Annotated in this window: 13 protein-coding genes and 2 tRNA genes; 6 read left to right on the top strand and 9 right to left on the bottom strand. The window is 66.6% G+C overall.

Going from position 1 to position 18,124, the window contains the following annotated elements; translation table 11 throughout:
- Positions 1 to 95: 95 nt before the first annotated feature.
- The 4 genes from HWX14_RS03640 to HWX14_RS03625 all read right to left on the bottom strand — a co-directional run bounded on the left by HWX14_RS03640 (position 96) and on the right by HWX14_RS03625 (position 4,992).
- Positions 96 to 1,037 (bottom strand): ABC transporter substrate-binding protein, encoded by a 942-nt coding sequence (locus HWX14_RS03640; protein WP_175881576.1) that lies wholly within the window; start codon positions 1,035 to 1,037, stop codon positions 96 to 98.
- Positions 1,038 to 1,123: 86 nt separating this feature from the next.
- Positions 1,124 to 2,161: a ribose ABC transporter permease gene (locus HWX14_RS03635; RefSeq protein ID WP_175881575.1), complete on the bottom strand. Its 1,038-nt coding sequence runs from the start codon at positions 2,159 to 2,161 to the stop codon at positions 1,124 to 1,126.
- A gap of 43 nt (positions 2,162 to 2,204) precedes the next feature.
- The gene (locus HWX14_RS03630; protein ID WP_175881574.1) at positions 2,205 to 3,758 is read right to left on the bottom strand and encodes a sugar ABC transporter ATP-binding protein; all 1,554 of its coding nucleotides are present in this window, start codon (positions 3,756 to 3,758) and stop codon (positions 2,205 to 2,207) included.
- Positions 3,745 to 4,992: an ROK family protein gene (locus tag HWX14_RS03625; protein ID WP_175881573.1), complete on the bottom strand. Its 1,248-nt coding sequence runs from the start codon at positions 4,990 to 4,992 to the stop codon at positions 3,745 to 3,747. The genes HWX14_RS03630 and HWX14_RS03625 overlap by 14 nt, the downstream gene beginning before the upstream one ends.
- 354 nt (positions 4,993 to 5,346) lie before the next feature.
- Here HWX14_RS03625 and HWX14_RS03620 point away from each other — a divergent pair, with 354 nt between their 5' ends.
- Positions 5,347 to 5,850: an Ohr family peroxiredoxin gene (locus tag HWX14_RS03620; RefSeq protein WP_175881572.1), complete on the top strand. Its 504-nt coding sequence runs from the start codon at positions 5,347 to 5,349 to the stop codon at positions 5,848 to 5,850.
- Between the two features lie 128 nt (positions 5,851 to 5,978).
- On the opposite strand, the gene HWX14_RS03615 is transcribed toward HWX14_RS03620, so the two are convergent.
- From HWX14_RS03615 to HWX14_RS03600, 4 genes are all read right to left on the bottom strand, one after another.
- Positions 5,979 to 6,065, bottom strand: a tRNA-Leu gene (locus HWX14_RS03615).
- 112 nt (positions 6,066 to 6,177) lie between these two features.
- A complete protein-coding gene (locus HWX14_RS03610; protein ID WP_175881571.1) occupies positions 6,178 to 7,167 on the bottom strand; it encodes an aliphatic sulfonate ABC transporter substrate-binding protein in 990 nt (329 codons plus the stop codon).
- 342 nt (positions 7,168 to 7,509) lie between these two features.
- Positions 7,510 to 7,596, bottom strand: a tRNA-Leu gene (locus HWX14_RS03605).
- 342 nt (positions 7,597 to 7,938) lie between these two features.
- Entirely contained in the window at positions 7,939 to 8,142 is a 204-nt protein-coding gene (locus HWX14_RS03600; RefSeq protein ID WP_175881570.1) for a hypothetical protein, read from the bottom strand.
- Between the two features lie 3 nt (positions 8,143 to 8,145).
- On the opposite strand from HWX14_RS03600, the gene HWX14_RS03595 reads away from it, so the two are divergent.
- Positions 8,146 to 10,461 carry an ATP-binding protein gene (locus HWX14_RS03595; RefSeq protein WP_175881569.1) on the top strand — a complete coding sequence of 772 codons (2,316 nt, stop codon included), beginning with the start codon at positions 8,146 to 8,148 and terminating at the stop codon, positions 10,459 to 10,461.
- Positions 10,462 to 11,045: 584 nt separating this feature from the next.
- On the opposite strand, the gene HWX14_RS03590 is transcribed toward HWX14_RS03595, so the two are convergent.
- Complete coding sequence (locus HWX14_RS03590; RefSeq protein ID WP_244130159.1) at positions 11,046 to 13,952, bottom strand: glycosyl hydrolase family 18 protein; 2,907 nt, start codon at positions 13,950 to 13,952, stop codon at positions 11,046 to 11,048.
- 284 nt (positions 13,953 to 14,236) lie between these two features.
- On the opposite strand from HWX14_RS03590, the gene gbpA reads away from it, so the two are divergent.
- The 4 genes from gbpA (at position 14,237) to HWX14_RS03570 (ending at position 18,086) form a co-directional block, all read left to right on the top strand.
- Entirely contained in the window at positions 14,237 to 15,697 is a 1,461-nt protein-coding gene (gene gbpA / locus HWX14_RS03585; protein WP_175881567.1) for an N-acetylglucosamine-binding protein GbpA, read from the top strand.
- A gap of 274 nt (positions 15,698 to 15,971) precedes the next feature.
- Positions 15,972 to 16,412 carry a type II secretion system major pseudopilin GspG gene (gene gspG / locus HWX14_RS03580; RefSeq protein WP_175881566.1) on the top strand — a complete coding sequence of 147 codons (441 nt, stop codon included), beginning with the start codon at positions 15,972 to 15,974 and terminating at the stop codon, positions 16,410 to 16,412.
- Complete coding sequence (locus HWX14_RS03575; RefSeq protein ID WP_175881565.1) at positions 16,402 to 16,899, top strand: lytic transglycosylase domain-containing protein; 498 nt, start codon at positions 16,402 to 16,404, stop codon at positions 16,897 to 16,899. The genes gspG and HWX14_RS03575 overlap by 11 nt, the downstream gene beginning before the upstream one ends.
- 2 nt (positions 16,900 to 16,901) lie before the next feature.
- Positions 16,902 to 18,086 carry a type II secretion system F family protein gene (locus HWX14_RS03570; RefSeq protein ID WP_175881564.1) on the top strand — a complete coding sequence of 395 codons (1,185 nt, stop codon included), beginning with the start codon at positions 16,902 to 16,904 and terminating at the stop codon, positions 18,084 to 18,086.
- Positions 18,087 to 18,124 lie beyond the last annotated feature (38 nt).

Raw genomic sequence — 18,124 nt, 5'->3', positions numbered from 1 at the left:
GGCGGTTGATCAGAATCTGGACAATCGGGCGGTGCGGGCCGTCGCGCGCGGCGACGCGGCCCGGCACCGCCCGGCCTCGCGGGCGATCGCCGCGATCAGCGCGGGGAGCTCCAGCCCTTGTAGGTCTTCACGTTGTCGCGCGTGATGAGCGTCGGCTCGATCAGGATCATCGGATTGGCCGGCTTCTGGCCGTTCATGATCCCGTAACCGACGTTGACGGCCTGTTGCGCCATCGCCCACGGGTCCTGGCTCGACGACGCCTGCACGAGCGTGTTCGACTTCAGCGCGACCTCGATGTCGGGCGCGCCGTCGACCGACGTGATCACGACGTTCGGGCGGTTCAGCTGTTTCGCCGCGAGATCGCTGCCGATCGCCTGCGGGTCGTTGATCGTGAACACGCCGTCGAGCTTCGGAAAGCGCGTCAGGTAGCCCTGCATCGCGTTCATCCCGCCTTCGCGCGAGCCCTTGCCGTCCTGGTCGCTCGACAGCAGCTTGATGCCGGCGTTTTTCGCGAGCACGGCCTTGCAGCCGTTCACGCGATCGATCACGGCCGACACCTGCGGGCCGTTCTCGATGATCACGTTGCCCTTGCCGTTCAGCTTCTTCGCGAGGTAGTCGCACGCGAGTTCGCCGGCCTTCACGTTGTTGGTCTGCACGGTCGCGTTCGCGCCGGCCGCCGCGACGTCCACCGCGACGACCGTGATGCCGGCCGCCTGCGCCTTCTTCACGGCCGGCTCGATCGCCTTCGGATCGGTCGCGTTGAGCAGGATCATGTCGACGTGCGCGGAGATGAAGTTGTCGATCTGCGTGAACTGCTTGTTCAGGTCGTAGTCGGCCGATACGGCCGTGACCTTCGCGTTCGGGTTGAGCTGCTTCGCGCGCGCTTCGGCGCCTTTCACGATCGTGACGAAGTACGGGTTGCCGAGCGAGCCGACCGTGACGCCGATCGATTTCAGCGGCTTGTCGGCTGCCTGGGCGGCGGCGCCGAAGGCGAGTGCGCAGGCGGCGGCGGTCAGGGCGGCGGTGTGCTTGAACATGTCGTTGTGTCTCCGTGAGGTCTGTTGGCGAACGGGCGCAGGAGGACCTGCCTGCGCCGCGATGGTGGAACGATGGGGAAGAAGTATCAGGTACGGGCCGAGTCGCGCTGGCGATAGCGGTCGAGCGCGACCGCGCCGATGATCACCAGCCCCTTGATGATGTATTGCCAGATATCGGACACGCCGAGCAGCACGAGGCCGTTGGTCAGCACCGCGATGATCAGCGCGCCGATCAGCGTGCCGACGATCGAACCGACGCCGCCGACGAAGCTCGTGCCGCCGAGGATCACCGCGGCGATCGCGTCGAGTTCGTACGACTGGCCGAGCTGCAGGCCGTTGGCCGCATACAGGCGCGCGGCCGACATCACCGCGCCGAGGCCGGCGAGCAGGCCCGACGCCGCATACACGAACAGCTGGATCGCGCGCACGTTGATGCCGGACAGGCGTGCGGCTTCCGGGTTGCCGCCGACCGAATAGATCCGCATCCCGAGCACCGTGCGGCGCAGGATGAACCACGAGATCGCGATCACCGCGCACGCGATCACGACGAGCCACGGCACGCCGACGATCGAGCCGTTGCCGATGAACGCGAACGGCAGTTGCGGGTTGAACACGGTCGTGTCGTTGCCGATCAGGCGCGCGACGCCGCGCACGGCCGTCATCGCGCCGAGCGTGACGATGAACGGCGGCAGGCGCAGGAACGAGATCAGCCCGCCGTTGATCGCGCCGAACACGAGGCCGACGACGAGCGCGAACGGCACGCCGAGCCAGCCCCAGCCGGGAATGGTCGACGCGATGAGCGCCGCGACGGCCGCGGCGGCGAGCACCGAGCCGACCGACAGGTCGATGCCGCCCGTCAGGATCACGAAGGTCATGCCGGCGGCGAGCACGATGTTGATCGATGCCTGCTGCGTGACGATCGACAGGTTCTGCAGCGTGAAGAAGCCATCGGTCAGGAAGCCGAAGCCGACGCACAGGACCAGCAGCACCGGCAGCATGCCGGCCGTGCGGATCAGCGATTGCATGCGGGCGCGATGATCGGCGCCGCGCATCAGGGGCGTACGGTTGGCGACCGGGTGGGCGGTCGCGGAAGCGAGGTTCCGCTGCTTGGTCGGGTTGATCATTTCGGTAGCCTGAATGTGAGAGTGAAATGAAAAGGGGCGGCGCTCAGTGCGCGTCGGCCAGTTCGGCCTGCGAGCCGGTGGCGAGCGCGATGATCGCTTCCTGTGTGATCGGCGTATGCGTGTGTCCGCCGAGTTCGCCCGCGATCTCGCCTTCGCGCATCACGAGCACGCGGTCGGCGACGCCGATGATTTCCGGCAGTTCGCTCGAGATCACGATCACGCCCACGCCGGCACGGGCCAGTTCGTTGATGATCCGGTAGATCTCGGATTTCGCGCCGATGTCGACGCCGCGCGTCGGTTCGTCGAGGATCAGCACGCGCGGCTTCGTCTCGAGCAGGCGCGACAGCAGCACTTTCTGCTGGTTGCCGCCCGACAGCGCGCCGACGTTGACGTTTGCATGCGGCACGCGGATCGACAGCGATGCGATGGCGTCGCGCGCGCGTGCGGCGCCGCGGGCCAGATCGAGCGCGCCGAGCCGCGCATCGCGGTTGCACACCGAGATGTTGATGTTGTCGCGCACGCTCATGTCGAGGAACAGGCCCTGGCGCTTGCGGTCCTCGGTCAGGTAGACGAGCCCCGCGTCGATCGCGTCGCGCGGCGAGTGCGCGCCGAACGTGCGCTCGCCGAGCTTCACGTTGCCGCGCACGCGCGGCTCGGCGCCGAAGATCAGCCGCGCGAGCTCGGTGCGGCCCGCGCCGACGAGCCCCGCGATGCCGAGCACTTCGCCGGCATGGAGGTCGAGACTGCAGCCGCGCACCCGCGCACCGTCGGCGATGTCGCGCACCGACAGCAGCAGGTGGCCGGGGTCGTACGGCGCGTGTTCCTTCTTGTAGAAGCCGGAGATGTCGCGGCCGACCATCATCGCGACGAGCCGCTCGGCCGACAGCGCCTCGCGCTCCAGCGTGCCGACGTACGCGCCGTCGCGCAGCACCGACACGCGATCGGACAGTTCGTAGATCTCCGCCATCCGGTGGCTGATGTAGATGATCGCGAGGCCTTCCTCGCGCAACTGGCGGATCAGGCTGAACAAGTGCTCGGTTTCGCGCGACGACAGCGGCGTGGTCGGTTCGTCCATCACGAGGATCCGGGCGCGCGTATGCACGGCGCGCGCGATTTCGACGAGCTGCTGTTCGGCGATCGACAGCGTGTCGACGAGCGTGTCGGGGCCGAACGGGGCGCCCAGGCGCGCGAGCACGTCCTGGCAGCCGCGCGCCATCGCCGCGCGGTCGATCGTGCCCCAGCGCCGGTTGCCGCGGCGCAGTTCGCGGCCGATGTAGATGTTTTCCGCGACGCTCAGGTTCGGCGACAGGCACAGCTCCTGGTAGATCACCGCGACGCCGGCATCGCGCGCGGCGAGCGGGCCGTCGATGTCGATGCGTTGGCCGTCGATCAGGATCTCGCCGCCGGCGTCGGCGCGGTAGGCGCCCGACAGGATCTTCATCAGCGTCGATTTGCCCGCGCCGTTCTCGCCCATCAGCGAATGGATCTCGCCCGGATAGACGGTCAGGCTGACGTTGTCGAGCGCGCGCACGGCCGGGAACGTCTTGCTGATCCCGCGCATCTCGAGCAGCGGGCGGGGCGACTCAGAACGCGACATGGTGGACCTCCTGCGAATCGGTGCGGGCGCCCTTGAGGATGCCGGCCCGCGGGGAGAAGTTGAAAAACATCGGCAGCGTGGCGGCGCCGATCGCGCCGGCATCGGCGCCGAACGTGCCGCGCACGAGGACCGGCGTGCCGCGCGCCTCGGGCGCGGTGGCCACGAGCGCCGCGCGCAGGCGGGTCGTGAGCGCGTCGAGCAGGCCCGCGTCGGTGTCGGCGTCGATCACGACCACCGGCGCGTCGATCACGCACAGCACCGAGCGCAACGCCGGCGCGAGCGCGTCGACGCAATCGTCGATCCATTCGTCGACGGCCGGCAGGCCGCGGGCGATGCAGGCTTCGAGATCGGCGCGGTTCTCGACCGTCTCGCCGTGATGGCGCAGGTGGCGCACGAGCGCATGCAGCGACGCGCGCGCGAGCAGGATGTCCCACCGGCCGCGCGGCGGCGGCGCGGACGCCAGCCCGCTCGGCGGCACCGGAATCACCGCGATGTCGCCGGCATTGCCGGTCACGCCGCGCAGGCAGTCGCCGTCGATCGCGATGCCGCCGCCGATCGCCGGCCCGATGAACAGGTAGACAAAGTCGTCGCACTGCCGGCCGTACCCGTAGAACAGTTCGGCGATCGCGGCCGCGTTGCCGTCGTTTTCGCCGAATACGGGCAGCGACAGCGTGCGGCCGAGGTCGGCCGCGAAATCGACGTCTTCCCACGCGCGGAACGTGTCGGGCGCGAGGCCGAGCTCGCGCATCCACGCGCCGAGGTTGTACGGCTGCGCGACGCCGACGCCGGTCAGGCGCGCGCGTTCATGGTCGGGGAGCAGGGCCTGCATCGCGTCGATGTCGTGACGCACGATCTCGAGCACGTCGGCGGGCGGGGGAAGCAGCGTGTCGTGCGAGCGGCGGCCGAGCACGTCGCCCGCGAAATTGACGAGCGCCGTCTCGATGCGCATCCGGTCGAGATGGACGCCGATGCCGAACGCGCCGCGCGGATCGAGGCGGATCAGCGATGCCGGTTGGCCGCGCTGGCCTTCGGTGCGGCCCGCGAATTCGATCAGCTTCGCGTCGGCGAGGGACGCGATGATGCTGCCGACCGCCGTCCCCGTCATGCTCGCGAGACGGGCGAGGTCGGCCTTCGATGCGCTGCCCGCGCGGCGCAGCGTCTTCAGCAGCAGGCGCTCGTTGTAACGGCGCACGTTGGCCGAATTGCTTCCTTGGCCGAAGTGCGGGCTTCTCATGGCGTCTCCTTCCATGTCGCACCGCTTGGCGGCGCATTAAATAAATCACGTTGATTTATTTAACCGCGTGAACGGCGGTCTGTCAGCCTAGGGAAATCCCGGTCGTATCCGGGAACGGCAGCGTGGCTCGGGCGCCCGCGGCTCGTTTCGGGACCGGGAATTTCGAATTCGTCTGATGGATTTGCTGCCGGCCGCGCGTCACGATTGCCGGCTCGGCTGCATGCGACAGCACAGCCGGAAGAGGGCGATGTCTGCGGGTGCCGCATGATGCGGGGCCGGCAGCGTCGGTCGTTCATCGTTCATTGGGCGCAGTGCGGCGGGAGCCGTCCGGCGTCTGCACTTGGGAGTAACGCCATGCATCGTACGACGCGGCCTTCGGTATCGCTGCTCGATCCTTATACCGGCAGCGAACCGCTGCCGCTTTACACGACGACGGTGACGGTCACCGGCGGCGAAGCGGCCCACGGACGTTCGTCCGGCCACGCGCGTTCGACCACCGGCGAACTCGATGTGTCGTTGCGCCTGCCGGTTGAATTGGGTGGCGCGGGCGGCGGTACGAATCCGGAGCAGTTGTTCGCGGCCGGCTTCGCGGCGTGCTTTCATGGCGCGTTGACGCTGGTTGCGATGCGGCGCCGGATTCGGCTGCCGCCCGATCTCTCGATCACGGCCAGCGCAACGTTTCAGCGCGATCCGGCGGATGGCCTGTTTGCGATCGCGCTCGATCTCGAGGTCGGCATGCCGGGCGTCGGCGGAACTGCCGCGCGCGAGCTGGTCGCGGAGACGGAGGCGATTTGTCCGTACGCGAAGATGGCGAGGGACGGGATTCAGCACGTCGTGCGCGTCACCGGGACGGTGTAATCACGACGCGACCGCGGCTGCGCTTGCGAGCGCAGCCTTTCGAGCCTCGCGCAAAGCGCGCAGGCGCTTTGCTTCCTGGGCGAAAAATGAAAAAGGCCGGCTAAAAGCCGACCTTTTTATAAATCAAGTGGTGCCCAGGAGAGGACTCGAACCTCCACGATGTTGCCACCGCTAGGACCTGAACCTAGTGCGTCTACCAATTCCGCCACCTGGGCACGTTTCGCTTGCTGCGATGCGAAGACCGCTATTGTAGCGTGCTGACGGAGTCTGTCAACACAATTTCATCCGGGACGATAAAAATAGTGTGCGCGGGGCGCGGCGCGATCGTCATGCGCCGATCGGTTCCGCGCGCTTCGCGGTGAAATTCCAGCGCTCCGCCTGGCTGGTATCGACGCGAGCGGGCAGCAGTCCGGCCGCCAGGAACGTATCGGCGATCTTCTGTTGTTCGCCGAAGTTTTGCGTGGCCACCGCGCGGACGAGGTAGCTGCGTCGCGCATTCGCCCGCGCGATTGTCGCGGCATCGAGCCCCCAGATCGGCGCGAGCGTGTTCGCGGCCTCCTGCGGATGGTCGCGCAGCCACGCGCCGGCCTGGGACAGTTGGTCGAACAGAATCTGGACGACGTCGGGGCGCGCGGCGGCAAAGCTGCTCGATGCGAGGTAGTAGCGCTGGTACGACGCGAGTCCGCTGCCGTCGGCCAGGATCCGCACGTCGGGATTCCGGTCGACCGACGCGACATAAGGGTCCCACGTGATCCATGCGTCCACGCTGCCGCGCTCGAATGCGGCGCGGCCGTCCGCGGGCGTCAGGTAATGGATCGCCACATCGGCGGGCGCGAGCTTCGCGCGGGCGAGCGCGGCGAGCAGCAGGTAGTGGCTGCCGGCCGCCTTCGTGACCGCGATACGCCGGCCCTTGAGATCGGCGAGCGTGCGCAGCGCGCTGTCCCGCTTGACGACGATCGCCTGCGCCTTTGGCGAAGGCGCCTCCTGCGCGACGTACACGAAACGCGCATGCGCGGCCTGCGCGAAGACCGGGACCGTATCGGCCACGTCGGCGCTGAAGTCGACGGCGCCGACGTTGAGCGCTTCGGTCAGCGGCAATCCGCTCGCGAATTCATGCCATGACACGGTCAGGCCGAGCGGCGTCAGCGCCTGCTCGAGCGTGCCGCGCGTCTTGAGCAGCGTGATCAGCGTCGACGACTTCTGGTAACCGATGCGCAGTGCGGCCGGCGCGTTCTCGGCGTGCGCGCGGACACCGGCGGCCGTGAGGCCCGCGGCCAGCATCGCGCGTGCGAATGCGCGGCGGTTCATCGACGTCATGAAGGGGGGCTCCTCGTTGGATGCGTTGAAAGCGAGGCGGCTAACGTAACAACGGGGACGGCGATTGATAACCGATAAATTCTGCTATCGATCGGAGCGGGCGACATAAGGGCCGAAGGGAGGCAGTCGCGATGCGGGTGCCGAAATGAAAAAAAGGCCGGCTAGAAGCCGACCTTTTCAAAAACAGATGGTGCCCAGGAGAGGACTCGGTCACCCCTGCGCGACCCCGGCTGCGCTTGCAAGCGCAGCCCTTCGAGTCCTCGCGCAAAGCGCACAGGCGCTTTGCTTCCTGGGCTTGAAATGAAAAAAGGCCGGCAGAAGCCGACCTTTTTAGAAAACAGATGGTGCCCAGGAGAGGACTCGAACCTCCACGATGTTGCCACCGCTAGGACCTGAACCTAGTGCGTCTACCAATTCCGCCACCTGGGCACGTTTCGCTTGCTGCGATGCGAAAGACCGCAATTATAGCGGCTCCAAAGGGGCTGTCAACACAATTCCATGAGGGCTGGCAAAAATATTCCTTCCCCGCTCGATCGACCGCTCATGCTTCGCTGGATCCCCTCGTTACGCGGCGTAATTTCGGCGCAGCGGTCGTGTATCGGCGCTAGCCGACCTTCGTAGTCCATCGTCCGGTGACGGAGCCCGGGGCAACAGATTTGCGCTCCATCCACGTCATCGACACCACGCTGAATGTCGAGGGATGAGACAAGTACTAAAGTGGTGATAAATCATATGGGACAAGAGATAATTGAATCTGTCACTTGAAAAAAATCAAAGCGATTCGAGCAACATGTCGGTCTGGTAACCGGCAGCCGCATGCGGCGCGGTTGTGTTGAGGAACCCGAGCCCGCCTGCACGGTAGTCGCGAGGCGGGATCGCCCGTGCGACGAAGAATGCGGCCGATTCGCCGCGAGACAATTCAGGAACGCGCACCCATCGAACTCGGGCAAATAAAACAATAACGAGGAATGCCATCCCATGCCTGACTGGCTCAATCGAGTCTGGAGAATCGCGACATCCGCGCGGCCCGCCGTCTGGCCGCTGTCGGCCGGCGTCGCGTTACTGGCGGCGCTCAGCTGTACGCCGGCGGCCGAGACGCTGCTGTCTCCGCTCGACCGTCTGTACTGGAATCTGGTCACGACCGGCGTCGACTACGGCGCGCGCGACGATGTCGTCGTCATCTCGATCGACAAGAAGACGGTCGCCGAACTCGGTGGCGATGCAAGCTATACGCGCGCCGCCCATGCGCAAGTGCTCGATCGTCTGGGCGGCGCATCGAGCGTCGTGCTCGACATGACGATGTTCAGCCCGGCGCGCGGCGACGACGCGCTCGTGGCTGCGCTCGCCCGGCACGGGCGGGTCGTGTTGCCCGCCCACGTGTCGCCGGAGGGCACGCGCGCCGACACCGTGCTGCTGCCCGCGCCGCGGTTGCGCGGCGCGGCGGCGGCCGTCGGCCAGCGCAGCGTCGTGCTCGGCAGCGACCATCTGGTGCAGGGCATCGTGCCGTACGTCCGGGACGGCGATTCGGATCGCGAACTGTCGCATGTCGCGCTGGAGGCGATTCGCGTCGCGGGGGTGTCGCTGCCGGCCGGCGACGTGCGCCTCCACGTGCAGGATCACGTGTCCAGGATGGGGCATGTCGAAGCGAGCTCGCTCGCGCTGCTCCTGCCGGCGCGCTTCGATCTCGAGCGCTATTCGTACGTCGATGTGCTGAAGGGGCGAATCCCCGAATCGGCGTGGCGCGGCCGCATCGTCTTCGTCGGCGACACGATGTCCGATCTTTCGGGCGTCTACGACCTGTCGACGTCGGCAGACGGACGGCTGCGCCGCGTCGAGGTGGACGCGCTGATGACGCAGGCACTGATCGACGGCCACATTCAGTGGCGCGAGCCGATGGCGATCCGGGTTGCCGTCAGCATCGCGGTCGCGACGGGGATGCTGCTGATCTGCCTGCTGGTGCCGGGCTGGCGCATGTACGCATTCGCGCTCGGGTGGCTGGCCGCGTTCGTCGCCGCCGAAGTGATGCTGCTCGTGCATGGGTCGTACTGGACACCGATCGGGCCGTTGCTTGCCGTGTGCGTCTTGATTTTCGCAATGTGCGGCTGGCGGCGTGCCGGCAGCCTGCGGGCGTTCCTGCTGAGCGAATACGGAATGCTGCGCGGGCTGGTCGGCCAGCACGCGTTCGTCGGCTTGCCGCCCGCGGCCGACGCGGGCAGCGCACTGCCGACGACGGATGAAGTCGAACTCGCGATGCAGCGCATTCGCGAATGGCGCACGGCCTATGTCGACATGATCGAGACGCTGCCGTATCCGATTTTCGTCGAACAGCGTGGCGAGATGCTGATGTGCAACGCCCGCGGCCGCGCGATGCTGGCCGCGCTCGACGCCGACGGCGACGCGGCGGTACGGCGCGTGCTGTCGATCGTGCGCGACGAAGTGCTGACCGCGAAGGCGAGCGGCAAGATCCATTCGGCCGAGCTCGCGCTGAACGGGCGCACGCAGATGGTGATGGTGACGCCGTTCGGCGACGGCGACCGGCACAGTTCGACGGCGAGCATGATCTGCCTCGTCGATATCCACAACATCAAGGCCGCGGTCGAAAGCGACCGGCGGACGCTGCGGCACATGGCGCACGATCTGCGCAACCCGCTGTCGACGGTGCTGTCGCTGCTCGAGGAGCGACACCAGACCGACGGCGCGAGCGACGAGGATTTCCTGGCCGACCTGCACAAGCTCGTCGACTACAGCCTGCGCGTCGCGCAGGATTTCACGCAGTTGTCGCGCGCCGAGCACCTCGACACGCAAGCGTACGTGCCGATATCGGTGAACGACCTTGCGACGGAAGCCGTCGATCATGTCTGGCACGGCGCGAACGCGAAGCGCATCCGCGTCGAGGGTCCGCATTACGAGGGCGACGACGTGTTCGTGCTCGGCAATCGCGACATGCTGCTGCGCGCGTTGACCAACCTGCTCGACAACGCGATCAAGTACTCGGACGAAGACACGGTGGTCGACGTGTGGATCGATGCCGACGACCGGCAGGCGTCGGTGACGGTGCAGGACCAGGGGATCGGCATCCCGGCCGACGCGATGCCGCGGCTGTTCGAGCCGTTCTTTCAGGTCGACGGCATGTATCGCGACGCAAGCGGCGGCGTTGGCCTCGGGCTGCCGTTCGTGAAGGCGGTGATCGAGCGCCACGGCGGATCGGTCGAGGTGACGTCGGCGCCGGGGCAGGGCAGCCGCTTTACCGTACGCTTGCCGAGAACCGCCGCGCAAATGCTCGACGACGCGTAAGCGCCGAGTGCCGGCGCGGTAGCGCGGGCGTGCGCTTTGCCGAAGTCGGGCGAGAATTGAAACCGGGTCGATGAAAGGCCGGATCCTGTACTGCATGGGGTCCGGCCTTTTTGCGTTCGGGTGGTGCGTTCGTCACGACGGCGAAGATCGAGGCCCAGGCAGCGCGTCGAATGACGTCGCGTGTGCCTGACTGGAGCGAAAGGAGGCGCGAAAGGGTTGCGTGCGTCTTGCTGTCGTACCCCATGGCGCTTACCGCACGACGGCGATGCCGCGCATGCCGGCTGGCGATGACGGTCCGCTGGCCAAGTCCTGTCGGCGATGGAGCGCGCCATCCGGCGCGTTTGCTGGCCGACCCGATGAAGCACGGAAGCACGCGCAGTAGCACGACAAGAGCCGGAAACCGACACCGGCAACGGACACGGAAAGGGAAGCGGCCACGCATCGCCGGCTCCAGAAACGAAAACGCCCCCGCACGAGGCGAGGGCGATTCCGGGCATTTGCCGTTGTGCGTCGTCAGACGCGGGTTTCACATCGGCCGGGGCGCCGCGAAGGCGCGGCCGGCCGGACCTGGGACGTGGTCGGTCTTACTCCTTGTGTTCCTCCCATGCCTGGTCCCATGCGGTGCCCTTGCCCGGCTCGTAAGCCCAGGCCGCCATCGAGCACCAGTTGGTGTACGGGAACGGCTTGCAGCGGTACAGCTTGCCGTTGTTGGAGACGACGTCGCCGGCGTTGTACTTCGTCCCTTCCTTGTACTGCGGGTGGTCGCCGCCGCCGTTGCCGCCGCCTTCACCACCGCCATTGCCGCCACCTTCACCGCCGCCTTCGCCACCACCATTACCGCCACCTTCGCCGCCGCCGTTACCGCCGCCGTCACCGTGCAGCGTCCACGCGTCGTTCCACGCGAAGCCCTTGCCCGGTTCGTATGCCGCCGGCGCGCCGGAGCACCAGCCGCTGTACGGGAACGGCTTGCACTGGTACAGCTTGCCGAGGTTCGACACGATGTCGCCGGCGTTGTATTGCGTCCCGGCCTTGTACGCCGGGTACTCGCCGCCGCCATTGCCGCCGCCTTCGCCGCCACCGTTGCCGCCGCCCGTATCCTTCGCCTTCACGAGGACCGTGTGTTTCGCGGTGCTCGACAGCTTGCCGTCGCTGACCGTGACCGAGAACGTGAACGACTGGTCCTTCGCGAGTTCGGGCGCGTTGAAGTTCAACGTCGCGCCGGTCGGCGTCGCGTTGATGCCGGTCGGGACGTTCCACTTGAAGGTCAGCTTGTCGCCGTCCGGGTCGGTCGACTTCGCGGCTGACAGCGTCACGGCCTGAGCGGCCTCGACCGTCGCCGGGCCGCCGAGATGCGCGACCGGCGGACGGTTTTCAGCCGGCGGCGGTTCGACCGTCGCTTCCGCCTGCGCGGTCACGACCATCTGCGCCGTATCCTTCAGCCCGGCCGGGTCGGTGACCGTCACGCGGAACGTGTACTTCGTGTCCTGCTTGACCGACGGCACGTCGACGCGCGCCGTCGCGCCCGTCGCATCGACGAGCTTCAGCGGATCGCCGCCGACCTGTTCCCACTTGAAGCTCAGCTTGTCGCCGTCGGGGTCGCGCGACTTCGACGCATCGAGCGTCACCGTCTGCGGCCCGGTCACCGTCACGTCGGCGCCCGCGTGCGCGACCGGCGGATGGTTTTCGGCACCACCGCCGCCTTCGTCGCCGTGGCCGAGGCCCTTGTGCATCGCGTTCAGGATGTCGCCGTTGTCCGCGTCGATTTCCCACGAGAACAGGCCGCCCAGCTGATGCGCGCGCACGTAGTCGCCCTTGGCGAGGACCGAACGCTCGTCGTCGAACGTGAGGAGTTCGCCGGTGCCCTTGTTGAACACGTACGGCGCTTCGGCCGTCTGGTCGTAGTGGTATTCGTAGCCGTTGATGCCGGCGTTGTTCGGCCCGATCATCTCCGCCTTGAGCTTCTTGTAGTCGAGGATGCCCGCTTCCCACTGGCCCTTGTGCGGGCCCGTCGCGGTGCCGGTGAACGGATTGCCGTCGGCATAGCCGTGCACGCCGTTCCAGCCGCGCGCATACGCGGCCGCGCCGACCACGAGCTTCTTCGGATCGACGCCCTGCGCGAGCAGCGCCTTGATCGAGTTGTGGGTCGTGTACGCGGTGTCCGGCTTCCAGTTCGGCGCGTACAGCGCGGTCTGATGGCCGAGATCCTTCAGACTGAACGCACCGTAGAAGTCGTACGTCATGTCGAAGATGTAGTCCATGTACTTCGTGGCTTCCTTGTAGTTCACCACGTCGATCTTGTCCTTGCCCGCGCCGATCGCCGACGTCAGCTCGTAGGTCCTGCCGGTTTCCTGCGACAGCTTGTCGAGCATCTGGCGCAGCTCCTTCATCAGCGTCACATACAGCGGGCCGTCCTTGACCGGATCGCCGAGCGACGGATTCACGCCCTTGCCGCCGGGGAATTCCCAGTCGATGTCGACGCCGTCGAAGAACTTCCACGTGCGCAGCAGTTGTTCGGTCGAATCGACGAACACCTTGCGCTTCGCCGGATCGTGCATCCCGAAGAACGGGTCGGACAGCGTCCAGCCGCCGATCGACGGCAGGATCTTCAGGTTCGGGTTGCGCTTCTTCGCGGCCATCATCTGGCCGAGCACGCCCTTGAGCTTCGAATTCGCGGTCTGGCCCGGCAAGGTCTTGGCCATCTCGCCGTAGGTGTCGTGGATCGCGACGCTGTAGTCGGGCAGGCCCTTGCAGCTTTGCATCAGCGTGTTGAACGAGCCCGGCAGGTCCTTCGCGAGCGATGCGTTCACGTCCGCGCCGCCGCAGATCGGGATGAAGCCGTACAGCATGTGCGTGAGGTTCTCGACCGGCACGTTGTCGACGTTGAACTTGCGATCGTAGATCGACCAGGTCGCGAAGTAGGTGCCGACGACCGAGCCGGTCGTGTTCGCATACGGCTTGTGGTTCTTGCTTGCGTTGTTCGGCAGGTCGTCCGCCAGTTCGGAAATCGTGTCGAACACGACCACGTCGAGCGGCGCGCTGTCGGTCGATGCGCCGTTGGCGTCGATCACGCGGACCTGCATCTTCTTCACGCCGGGCGTCTTCACGTTCGCGACCACCTGGCCGCTTTGCGTGCCGCCGGGCGTCATCCTGACCTCGGACGCCGGATCGACGACGCCGTTGACCACCGCGACCGCCTTCACGGCGGTGCCGTTGCTCCAGATGTCGAACGGCAGCGGCACGTCGACCTTCTTGTTCAGCTTGACGAGGTCCTTGTATGGCTTGACGCCTGCGCTCTGAATGTCGATCTCGACGAAGCCGTGCGGCTGCGACGTGATTTCGTACTGCTTCAGGCTGGGTTTGCCGGGCGCGGCCAGCGCGGCGTTCGCGAAGCTCAGTGCGCTGGCCGCCGCGAGCGCGGCATAGGCAACGTGCGCACGACGCAGGGAGCGGCGGCGGATCACGATGTCGGGAGTACGTTTATGCGATTTCAATTTGATGACCATCCATCCAGGTGTTGAAAAAGAGTGCGGGAAAGCGAGCACATTCTTTTTCGAGGGCGGCATGGCGGCAACGATTCTCAACGCAATCTAAAAGCGAGCGGGCAGGGGACGACGAATCGTTGAGAGATCGTTCAGGAAGGTACGCCGACGCGCGGCGCCTGACGATACTGCACCCGGCGTTTCGTCAGCAGGACATGCGTCACGCACATTCCGGCGGATCGCTCGCGATTCGCTTAACGAGGCAACCCATTCAACGCTCAACCCAACGGAATCAGATGAGAACCCGATCAGCTAAAAAGACCCTCTTCACCCTGTCGCCGCTCGTAGCGTGCGCGTCGATGTTCTTCGCGCAAGCCGCGTTTGCCCACGGCTACCTGTCGGAGCCGCCGTCGCGCGGCCTGCTGTGCAGCGCGAAGGCGGGCAAGATCGAAAACTTCAACTGCGGTTCGGTCACCTACGAACCGCAAAGCATCGAAGGCAAGCAGGGCTTCCCGGCAGCCGGCGCGCCGGACGGCGAGATCGCGAGCGGCGGCGTGACGCAGTTCAGCGAGCTCAACGAGCAGTCGGTCGATCGCTGGAAGATCACGGACATCAAGCCGGGCGCGCAGCAGTTCAAGTGGACGTTCACCGCGCCGCACGTGACGAAGGAATTCAAGTACTACTTGACGAAGCAGGGCTGGAATCCGAACGCGAAGCTCACGCGCGAGCAGTTCGACCTGACGCCGTTCTGCACGATCGACGGCGGGATGAAGAAAGCCGACGAGATCGGCCCGCACGGCTGCACGATCCCGTCGGACAAGAAGGGCCATCACGTGATGCTGACGACGTGGCACGTCGGCGATACGGCCGGCATGTTCTACAACGTGGCCGACCTGAACATCACCGACGCCGGCGGCCCGACCGATCCGGGCAAGCCGAACTGGTCCAACGTCGGCAGCATCGCGCCGACGATGGACCTGAAGACTGGCGACAAGGTCACGAACCGCGTGTTCAAGTCGGGCGGCGAAGTGCCGTCGATGAAGACCACGGTGACGATCGGTTCCGCGCAGCAGGGCGAGCGCAACATGTGGCCGATGCTGCTCGCGAAGGAAATCAACCGCACACAGGCGGCGAACCTGATCGCCGGCGTCGAGCGCGACGGCCGCATCGAGCCCGCGCTCGGCAAGAACGACGTGTTCTCGAAGAGCACCAGCGGCATCGTGCGCACCGAGACGACGATCGATCACCAGCCGGAAGGCGGCCTCGACGAAGGCTTCAGCATCTCGAACAACGGCGAGTTCAAGATCCAGAACGGCAAGGCGACCGCGAAGTTCTTCCTGAAGTTCAATCACGCGAAGGACACGAACGTCACGGTGAAGGTCTATGACGCGGCGAATTCGCTGGTCGGCTCGAAGTCGTCGACGATGCGCATGCAGGGCGACGTGAACGTCGACATCGCGAACGCGAAGGCGGGCGACCACACGGCCGTGGCGACGTCGCAGATCGACGGCGGCACGCTGAAGCAGGAAACCACCACGTTCAAGCTGACCGGCGAATCGGGCGGTGGCGAAGGCGCGCAGTGCCAGGCCGCATGGAAGCAGGGGACGGCCTACACGGGCGGTGCGAAGGTGCAGCACAACGGCCGCACGTACGAGGCGCGCTGGTGGACCCAGAACGAGGTGCCGGGCGATCCGGCATCGACGGGCGCCGACCATACCGGCAAGGTGTGGAAGGACGTGGGCCCCTGCAGCAAGTAACGACCTGACAAGGAGATGACGTAAGCCGCGCGCAGCGATGCGCGCGGCTTTTTTCGTTGACGCGGGGCCGCGAATCGACCGATTCAAAACCGGCTTTGATATTTCGTTGATGAAGGTGGTGACGCTTCCCTTCGCCCGGGAAAATGACGTCATCGATCGGCGCTTTCCTTCATTCGAACCCGTCTCTCCGAAAGCGCCTCACTCACCTGCCGTCTGCAACACGACGGCCCCCGGCCGCGACGCCGCGCCGGGATCTTCACAGAGGGCAAACGACGTGAAACAGAACTACCGGAAATGGGCAACGCGCCGCGGCCAGCAGGGCTTCACGCTGCTGGAGCTGCTGGTCGTGCTGCTGATCATCGCGCTCCTGGCCGGCTATGTCGGTCCGAAGCTGTTCTCGCAGGTCGACAAGGCGAAGGTCAAGTCGACCGAAGCGCAGATGAAGACGCTGGGTGACGCGGTCACGCAGTTCCGGCTCGACACGGGCCGCTATCCAACGGCCGACGAAGGGCTCGACTCGCTGGTCGCGCAGCCGCAAGGCAGCGACGGCTGGAACGGTCCGTACCTCGCGAAGGCCGTGCCGAAGGACGGCTGGGGCCGCGCATACCAATGGAACGTGCCGGGCCGCGACGGCGAGGCGGAGATCGTGTCGCTCGGACGGGACGGTCGTGTCGGCGGGAGTGGTCTCGATGCGGACCTTGTCCATGGCATGTAAGGGTCCGCGCCGCTGGATCGCGGGGGTGGCGCTGTTCGCCGCCTGCGTATCCGGCGCCGCGGCCAAGGATTGCTGGACCCGGGCGGGCGACCGGCACGGCATCGATCCGTTGCTGCTGGTCGCGATCGCGAAAGTGGAATCCGCGCTGAACCCGCGCGCGATGAACTGGAACCGGAACGGCACCTACGACATCGGGCTGATGCAGATCAACAGTTCGCATCTGCCGCGTCTCGTCAAGGTCGGCGTGACGCACAAGCGCTTGATCGACGAGCCGTGCACGTCGATCGACACCGGCGCGTCGATTCTCGCCGGATTCATCGACCGGCACGGCTATACGTGGAACGCGGTCGGCGCGTACAACGCCGGGTCGTCGGCGAAACGGGAGCCGGCGCGCAAGACGTATGCGACCAAGGTCTGGCGCGAGTACCGCGCGCTGACGAGCGATCGCGATGCGAGCCTCGCGCTGCTCGACGAATGGCGGAGGTAGCGATGGACGCATTTCGGGTACGCGTGCTTGCCGCCGGCAAGGTCACGCAGCAGGCGGTCGAAGCGGCGAGCGAGACGGACGTGCGCGCGCGCTTCGCCGCGCAGGGCGCGGTCGTGCTCGAGGTGCGGCGCGATACCCGCTTCGGGCGCCGCAAACGGGCGCCGAAGTTCGCGCTCGCGCTGTTCCTGCAGGAACTGTCGACGCTGCTCGACGCGGGCCTCGTGCTGATCGAGGCGCTCGAGGCGCTGCGCGACAAGGCGGATTCGGGCCGGGACGCGAAGCACGTGATCGACCGGATCCTGGCGGTGATGGTCGAAGGGCAGCCGTTGTCGAAGGCGCTCGCGCAGCAGCCGGCCATTTTTCCGCCGCTGCTCGTCGCGACGATCGAATCCTCGGAGGGCAGTGGCCAGTTGCCGGTCGTCCTCAAGCGCTATCAGCAATACGAAGTGCGAATCGAACAGGTTCGCAAGCGCGTGATCGGCGCGCTGATCTATCCGGCGGTCGTGATCGGCGTCGGCATCGCGATCCTGCTGTTCATGGCGTTCTTCGTGATTCCGCGTTTCGCCGTGGTGTTCGAATCGCTCGCGACGCTGCCGGCGACGGCCCGCGCGATGCTCTGGTGGGCAAATCTGCTGCGCGAGAACGGGATGGCGGTCGGGCTCGCGGTCGCGGCGTCGTTCGTCGGCGCGGCGCTGGCGCTCCGCTCGGCTGCGTTCAAGCGTGCGGTGCAGCGCCTGATGTGGCGTGCGCCGAAAGTGCGCGACATCTGCGCACTGTTCGCGCTCACGCGGTTCTACCGGACCGTCGGCCTGCTGATCGCGGGCGGCACGCCGGCGATCGTCGCGCTGGAGCTGTCCGGCAAGGTGTTGCCCGAGCACTTTCGCGCGCGGCTCGCCGTCGCGCTGAACGAGATGCGCGCAGGGCGGCCGGTCGCGGCCGTGCTCGCCGCGCATGGATTGACGACGTCGGTCGCCGAGCGGCTGTTGCGCGTGGGCGAACAGAGCGGCGACCTCGGCGGGATGTGCGAGCACATCGCGCAGTTTCACGACGGCGCGCTCGACCGCGCGATCGAGATGCTCAGCAAGGTGTTCGAACCGGTCCTGATGCTCGCGGTGGGCGCGACGGTCGGCGCGGTGGTCCTGCTGCTCTACATGCCGATCTTCGAATTGGCCGGCAGCGTCGGATAGCGATCCGGCCCGATGAGGCGTTCGCGATTCCACTGTCC

Origin of the sequence: Burkholderia sp. BCC0044 (assembly GCF_902832955.1) — a bacterium.
Classification (GTDB): Bacteria; Pseudomonadota; Gammaproteobacteria; order Burkholderiales; family Burkholderiaceae; genus Burkholderia.
The sequence above is the reverse complement of the archived record's forward strand: the minus strand, read 5'-3'. Positions and strand labels throughout refer to the sequence as shown.

Bases quoted from the DNA above. Each gene is read 5' to 3' on its own strand.
- HWX14_RS03640 (WP_175881576.1), bottom strand. From the start codon at position 1,037: ATGTTCAAGCACACCGCCGCCCTGACCGCCGCCGCCTGCGCACTCGCC.
- HWX14_RS03635 (WP_175881575.1), bottom strand. From the start codon at position 2,161: ATGATCAACCCGACCAAGCAGCGGAACCTCGCTTCCGCGACCGCCCAC.
- HWX14_RS03630 (WP_175881574.1), bottom strand. From the start codon at position 3,758: ATGTCGCGTTCTGAGTCGCCCCGCCCGCTGCTCGAGATGCGCGGGATC.
- HWX14_RS03625 (WP_175881573.1), bottom strand. From the start codon at position 4,992: ATGAGAAGCCCGCACTTCGGCCAAGGAAGCAATTCGGCCAACGTGCGC.
- HWX14_RS03620 (WP_175881572.1), top strand. From the start codon at position 5,347: ATGCATCGTACGACGCGGCCTTCGGTATCGCTGCTCGATCCTTATACC.
- HWX14_RS03610 (WP_175881571.1), bottom strand. From the start codon at position 7,167: ATGACGTCGATGAACCGCCGCGCATTCGCACGCGCGATGCTGGCCGCG.
- HWX14_RS03600 (WP_175881570.1), bottom strand. From the start codon at position 8,142: ATGGCATTCCTCGTTATTGTTTTATTTGCCCGAGTTCGATGGGTGCGC.
- HWX14_RS03595 (WP_175881569.1), top strand. From the start codon at position 8,146: ATGCCTGACTGGCTCAATCGAGTCTGGAGAATCGCGACATCCGCGCGG.
- gbpA (WP_175881567.1), top strand. From the start codon at position 14,237: ATGAGAACCCGATCAGCTAAAAAGACCCTCTTCACCCTGTCGCCGCTC.
- HWX14_RS03575 (WP_175881565.1), top strand. From the start codon at position 16,402: ATGGCATGTAAGGGTCCGCGCCGCTGGATCGCGGGGGTGGCGCTGTTC.
- HWX14_RS03570 (WP_175881564.1), top strand. From the start codon at position 16,902: ATGGACGCATTTCGGGTACGCGTGCTTGCCGCCGGCAAGGTCACGCAG.